We start from the raw sequence: 6,238 nt of genomic DNA on the forward strand, positions 1-6,238 counted from the left end.
GGTGGTCTGTCGACTCCAGGTGAATGACCTCAGCGCCCAGCGCGGCGAGAATGTGGGTGGAGGAGGGACCCGCCCACCACGCTGTCGCGTCGAGAATTCGTATGCCCTCCAGAGGAAGTCGCGGTGCACCTTCGGCTCCGGTCGTAATCCTGTTGTGGGCGGGTACTTTTGCCATTTCGCCAAGCGGGGGAGCGCCGGCGGTGGGGGCGGGTCGTCGGCCATTGATCCGGTAGGGCGCCAACGGGTGGGTAAAGCTGTCGTCGGCATACCTGCCCCACACGCCGCGCGCCGCGAACTGCGGGTGGTCCAACACGGTCTGGCCATTGTTGACGGGTGAGACGGGGATCCGCAGATCGGAGGCCAACGCGACGATCTCGTCTGTGGAACGTTGCGTCGTCCATTCCCGCACAATCCGATTCCACTCGTCCCGGCGTTCCCACCGGGTCGTGGCGAGGGCCCAGGCTGGGTCCTCATCGAGTAGGTCGAGTCGGCCGATCATCGCTAGGAACGACTCGAATTGTTGGCGGGTATTGGTGTTGAAGCCCACCCAGCCGTCGGCGGTCGGTTCGATGGAAGGGATTTCAACCTGTCGCGCCGGCACGGTCAATGGCGGGCGACCGGCCAGTCCGTGATAGAGGTCGGCGAACCCGCTGGCGCTGAGGTGACACGCCTCCAGCAATGAGCAGTCCGCGAGTTCGCCTGCGCCGCCGAGTTGAACCCGCCGCAATGCGCCAAGCGCCGCGACGGCGGCGTAGCTGGCCATCACCCATTCGAAGACTCGGCCACCGGCTTGAATGGGCGGTTGGTCCGAACGACCTCGCAACGCCAGGGTTCCGCTCTCCGCCTGGATCGTGAACTCCGTCGAGGGTCGGTCCCGGTACGGTCCGGTCAACCCGTAAGGAGAGAGCGCCACGATCACCAGGTGTGGCGCTCGCCGTAGGAGGGCCTCGCGGTCGAGTGCCCCAGGGCCGAGAGAATCGACGAACACATCGGCGGAAACGATCAGAGGCTCCAGGTCGGCCAACGAAGTGCCCACGACTGAACGCTTGCCGGCGTTCAAGAATTTGAACAGCGCGCCGTCGTCGTGTCGATCGCCAAACATCCTGCGGCGGAACGGATCCCCGTCCGGATTCTCTATCTTGACGACCTCCGCTCCGAGGTCGGCGAACAACTTGGTGCAGTACGGGCCCGAAATTTCCGTCGCCCACTCGACGACACGAACCCCACGCAGAGCGATCATCGTGCGGCTTTCCGTGTCAATGTCTGCCGAAGTGAGTTACCCACCCCGATGAGTGCACACACGCCACTTCCTGTCCTCACGCTCGTGCCGATCGAGCAGAGTGTTCTGCATCCGCATGGTTGCGGCTTGGTTGCAACGACGCTAGCGACGCGAAAGCTGACGTGTCAAGTGTGACTCGATAACGCTGGCCGCGGTTGAGTCGTTAAGCTTTCAGTCGGCCGCACGCACCTTGGGGGTCCGTTCGCCCCGCCCGCTGCGTTTGGCGGGCGGCTTCGTAGTCGACGTGCTTACCCCTTTGGCGAGGATTTGCGAACCCAGTTCGATCTGCGCGCGGATGTCCGACTCAGCCGTACCAAACCAGCGTGGTCCGAGGCTCGTCGTGAAGATGATGAAATTGGCCAGCAGCTCGGCGAACAGGTCGGCGTCGACGTCGGCCCGGATCTGCCCCGCGGCCTGGTAGTGGCGAACGCCTTCGGCGATAACGGCCGTACGGCGTGCGTGATTGGGTTGCAGCACCCGCAGCGAGAAGTCTGGATCTGACAACGCCCGACCGGAAATGTCCCAGCCGGGAACGCCGCTGTCCCGGTCATCGATCCTCAATCTCGCAAAGAAAAGCCGCTCGATATAGTCCTCGAAGCGCGTAGGCAGGTCCGCCACGACTTGCTCTTCTGCCTCACTGACCAGGTCCGCGATCTGTCGAGAAACGACTTGCTCGAAGATGCCTCGCTTGTCCCCGAAGTAGTGAAATAGCATCGCCTCCGAGCAGTCCGCGCGACGGGCGATCTCCTTCGTCGCCGCGGCCGCGTATCCCGCTTCGGCAAACACCTCAGCGGCCGCTTCAAGGAGGGCTCGTTGTTTGCCGTCCTTGTCGCGAACTCGCCGCCGCGCGCCTGTGGTCATCACACATACTTTAGCGAGCACCCGTCGGCTGAGCGGAAGCCTGCACGCGTGCCGCCCGTTCGCGCACACTGCGCGGGCGCGTCGATTCGAAGCGCTGTCAGATAGTTATCGAGTGCGACTTGACTCCGTGCATTCGACGATTTACTGTGCTGCGAAAGCAAATTTCGGCGTGTGCGAGAAATCAGAGGGCCGGCGCAGATGGCACGTGGACGGCGGTACGACTGCGGCGTGCCTGGACTGTGGTCGGCCCCTCGGTGGTGGCTGTCTGGCCGGGCTGACCGCTGGCGGTGTCTCGAGGTCGGCAGGGGCGGAAAGGACTACCCATGGTGAGCAAATCACCGGAGGAACACGCCCGGAACCTCGACCTTCGTCACGAGGATTTCAACGATCAAGAATTCCTCTACGAGGTCTACTCGGTGATGCGGGAGAACGGACCGTTCAGTCACCAGGACGTGCCATTCCTGGGCCCCACGCCGGGGGGCGCGTGGATCGCCACTCGCTACGACGACTGCTACGAGATTTTGCGGAACTGGCGCAGCTTCTCCAGCAAGCCCATGGGACTCGAGGGCAACCCGATGTCGTTCGGCGACATCGTGATCACCTTGGATCCCCCACGGCAGCAACAGCTTCGCAAGGTTCTCAATCCGTATTTCTCTCCGGGCCGGATGAAGGAGCTGGAACCCCAGGTGCGCGCGGTCACCGATGGGTTGATCGACAATTTTATCGAGCTGGGCAGCGGCGATCTCGCAGACGTTGCATGGCAGCAACCCGGGATCGTGTTCTTCCGGTACGTACTCGGCATGCCCGTTGAGGACGTGCCGCTCTACATCGAGACAGCCGACCTCGCGATCAATGGGGAGAGCGAAGACATCCGAAACGGTTCGATGACAAATCTCTACCTCCGCGTACGCGACGAGATCGACAAGCGTCGTGGTGAACCGCCGCGTGACGACCTGATCGACGTTCTACTCGCCGCCGAGATCGACGGCGAGAAATTGAGCTTCGACGACGTTGTCGCGAATGTGATGCTGCTGGTGCAAGCCGGGCTCGAAACAACCTCTAGCGCAATGTCGTTCGCCTTCTTCTATCTTGGCACCCATCCCGAAGATCGCGACCGACTTGTACGCGAAGCCGGTTTGATGCCCGCGGCGATAGAGGAATTCATCCGGTTCGCCGGTTCGGTCCACGGACTGCATCGCTCAGTCGCGGAAGAGGTTGAACTAAGCGACCACAAGTTCTGTCCCGGTGAGACGGTCGTCGTGAACTATGCGGCCGCCAACCGCGACGCGCGCGAGTTCGACGAGCCGAACAAGTGCATTCTCGACCGGCAAACAAACCGCCACCTCGGGTTCGGAGCCGGCGTCCATCGCTGTCTGGGCTCCAATCTCGCCCGGCTCGAGTTTCGGGTGGGCGTCGAACAGACCCTGAATCGGATACCCGACTACGCCATCCCCCCTAGGGCAAAAGTTGATTTTCACGGGAACTCGGTCACCCGGGGCTACCGCGCCCTGCCCGTCGTCTTCACGCCGGGCGCCCGCATCGGCCGGTGAGAGGCGGCATGCGACCGCCGATCCGTCTCGCAGCCAACGTAATAGCGACATCAGGGAGGAACCCGTGGACAAGCAAGATCTTCAGTGGATGATCTCCGTCGATGACCACATCATCGAGCCCCCGAACCTATGGGTCGACCGCGCATCGGCCGCCGACCGCGATCGAGTGCCACACGTGGAGCGCATCGACGGCGTCGATACGTGGATATACGACCAAGCGCGCGCGTCGGTGATGGGCATCCTGGTCGCGGCTCACCAGCGGCCGCCCGAATACTCGCCGCTGCCAGTGAATTACGACGAGATGCCTCGTGCCTACTTCGACCCGGTCGCCCGCATCCCTGACATGGACGAGGACCATGTGATCGCGGGACTGAACTTTCCGTTCTTCCCACGGTTCTGTGGTCAGATGTTCGCCCACCTCGGTGACCGCGACCTGGCTCTCAAGTGCGTGCGGGCCTATAACGACTTCGTCATCGATGAGTGGTGCGCGGCGGCGCCTGGTCGCTACATCCCAATGGTCATCGTCCCGTTGTGGGATACCCGACTGGCCGTCGAGGAGACGCTGCGGTGCGCCGGCAAGGGCGCGAAAGCCATTGCCTTCTCGGAGAACTTGCACCCGCTGGGATTTCCGTCCATCCACTCGGGAGCATGGGATGATTTCTTCGCGGTGGTGAACGAGACGAAGATGCCGCTGTGCACACACATCGGCTCGTCGTCGGTTAGTCCCACTACGTCGCCTGACGCACCTTTCGGGGTTCAGGCGGTCAACATCAATCTCAATCTGGCGAACTCAACCACGGATTGGTTGTTCTCGGGCAAGCTGCAGAAATACCCCGATCTGAAGATCGTGCTGGCCGAGGGCGGCATCGGCTGGATCCCTTACCTCATCGAGCGTGCTGAACATGTCGCCGCCGACTACCAATACCTGCGCGCCAACAACTGGGCGGTTGACCCCGCCACGATGCGCTTGACCCCGGTGCCAACCGATCCTGAAATTTTCCCGAAGGCTCCGCGGCAGCTCTTCCGCGACCACATGTACGGCTGTTTCATCGAGGATGACTTCGGGGCGGCCAATCTCGACTTCATCGGCGTCGACAATGTGATGATCGAAACGGACTATCCGCACACCGACAGCCTTTGGCCCAACTCCCTTCAGGCCGCTCACAAGGCACTCGACGGTCGGTCCGACCTCGACAAGTACAAGGTGCTGCAGGGCAATGCCCGCCGGGTTTTCGACTTTGAGCCCGCCCCGTATCCGGCGCTGGCGTAGTCAATCCCTTTCACTGGCCGACGGATTCGTTTGATGCGGGAGTACCAGAGCTTCATCGACGGTAAGTGGTTGAGCGACAATGCCCTCGGCACCATCGACGTCATCGATCCGGCCACCGAGGAGTTGATCGGACGAGTCGTCGAGGGTGGACAAAAGCAGGCGGCCATGGCGATCGAGGCTGCCAGGCGGGCTTTCGACGAAGGGCCATGGCCATGGATGTCCGTCCGGGAACGGGCAAAGATCATCAAGCGGTTCGCTGAGATCCTCGACGAGCGCAAAGCGGAGCTTCGGGAGCTGATCGTCGCCGAGATCGGCTCGACCGGCTTCATCACGGACCTGATTCAGGTTGGCGGTGCCATCGAGGCGGCCCACTACTACGGCGAGTTCGTCGAACATGATGTGACGTGGGTGGAGACACCGGGCGGCCCCGTGGTTTCGCCGACCGGCCTGGGCGGCGTGACAGTGGTCCGCGAACCGGTCGGGGTGGTCGGAGTCATCACGCCGTTCAACTTTCCTTTCTCGATCAACATTCAGAAGTGCCTGGCTGCCTTGGCTGTCGGCTGCACTGTGGTACTCAAGCCACACCCGTGGACTCCGATGAACGCCCTGGAGCTGGCCAAGGTTGGCGAGCAAGCGGGCCTCCCGCCCGGGGTGTTCAACGTGGTCGTGGGCGGTGCCGACGTGGGAGAGGAGCTGTGCACGCACCGAGGCGTTGACATGATCGGGTTCACCGGTTCGACGGCGACCGGTCGGCGCATCCGCGAACTATCGGCGGCAACGATGAAACGCGCACAGCTGGAGCTGGGCGGCAAGAGTGCGCACCTCGTTCTCAGCGATGTCACCGAAAGTGACGTTGCGGGAATAGGATTCGGTCAGGTGCTGATGCATGCCGGACAGGCATGCACCGTCACGTCGCGACTTCTGTTGCCCGAGCACCTGCTCGAAGCGTATGTCGAGGGCCTCAAAGCGATGGCCCCGATGATTACCGTCGGCGATCCGCGTGATCCCGCAACTGTCGTCGGTCCGCTGATCAGGGATCAGCAGCGTCAGCGAATTGAATCCTTCGTTCAGGCGGGCTTACAAGACGGCGCGCGGCTGGTGGTCGGCGGCAAACGTCCCGAACATCTCGAACGCGGCTTCTACTACGAACCGACGGCATTTGTCGACTGCCGCAGCGACATGCGCCTATGCCAGGAGGAGGTGTTCGGGCCTGTGCTGGCGGTGATGACCTATCGCTCCGAAGACGAAGCCATCCGCATCGCGAACGACTCCATCTAC

At 62.5% G+C, this 6,238-nt stretch carries 5 protein-coding genes; 3 read left to right on the forward strand and 2 right to left on the reverse strand.

All coding sequences use genetic code 11. From position 1 onward, the window contains the following. A partial coding sequence (locus A5624_RS09780) for a CaiB/BaiF CoA-transferase family protein (protein WP_232002236.1) occupies positions 1–1,171 on the reverse strand: 1,171 nt, incomplete at its 3' end. 279 nt (positions 1,172–1,450) lie between these two features. Next, a complete protein-coding gene (locus A5624_RS09785) occupies positions 1,451–2,140 on the reverse strand; it encodes a TetR/AcrR family transcriptional regulator (RefSeq protein ID WP_066865295.1) in 690 nt (229 codons plus the stop codon). Positions 2,141–2,463: 323 nt separating this feature from the next. Between A5624_RS09785 and A5624_RS09790 the strand changes: the two genes are divergently transcribed. The 3 genes from A5624_RS09790 to A5624_RS09800 all read left to right on the forward strand — a co-directional run. Then, positions 2,464–3,690: a cytochrome P450 gene (locus tag A5624_RS09790; protein WP_197498204.1), complete on the forward strand. Its 1,227-nt coding sequence runs from the start codon at positions 2,464–2,466 to the stop codon at positions 3,688–3,690. Positions 3,691–3,865: 175 nt separating this feature from the next. Next, on the forward strand, positions 3,866–4,960 hold the full coding sequence (locus A5624_RS09795; RefSeq protein WP_231998012.1) for an amidohydrolase family protein: 1,095 nt from the start codon (positions 3,866–3,868) through the stop codon (positions 4,958–4,960). Between the two features lie 33 nt (positions 4,961–4,993). After that, positions 4,994–6,238: aldehyde dehydrogenase family protein (locus A5624_RS09800; RefSeq protein ID WP_066865298.1), on the forward strand; the 1,245-nt coding region annotated here is incomplete at its 3' end.

Origin of the sequence: Mycobacterium sp. 1482292.6 (assembly GCF_001672995.1) — a bacterium.
Taxonomy (GTDB): Bacteria; Actinomycetota; Actinomycetes; order Mycobacteriales; family Mycobacteriaceae; genus Mycobacterium; species Mycobacterium europaeum_A.

What these genes read in the sequence shown, in the direction of transcription:
- A5624_RS09785 (WP_066865295.1), bottom strand. Translation starts at nt 2,140, where the DNA reads ATGACCACAGGCGCGCGGCGGCGAGTTCGCGACAAGGACGGCAAACAA.
- A5624_RS09790 (WP_197498204.1), top strand. Translation starts at nt 2,464, where the DNA reads ATGGTGAGCAAATCACCGGAGGAACACGCCCGGAACCTCGACCTTCGT.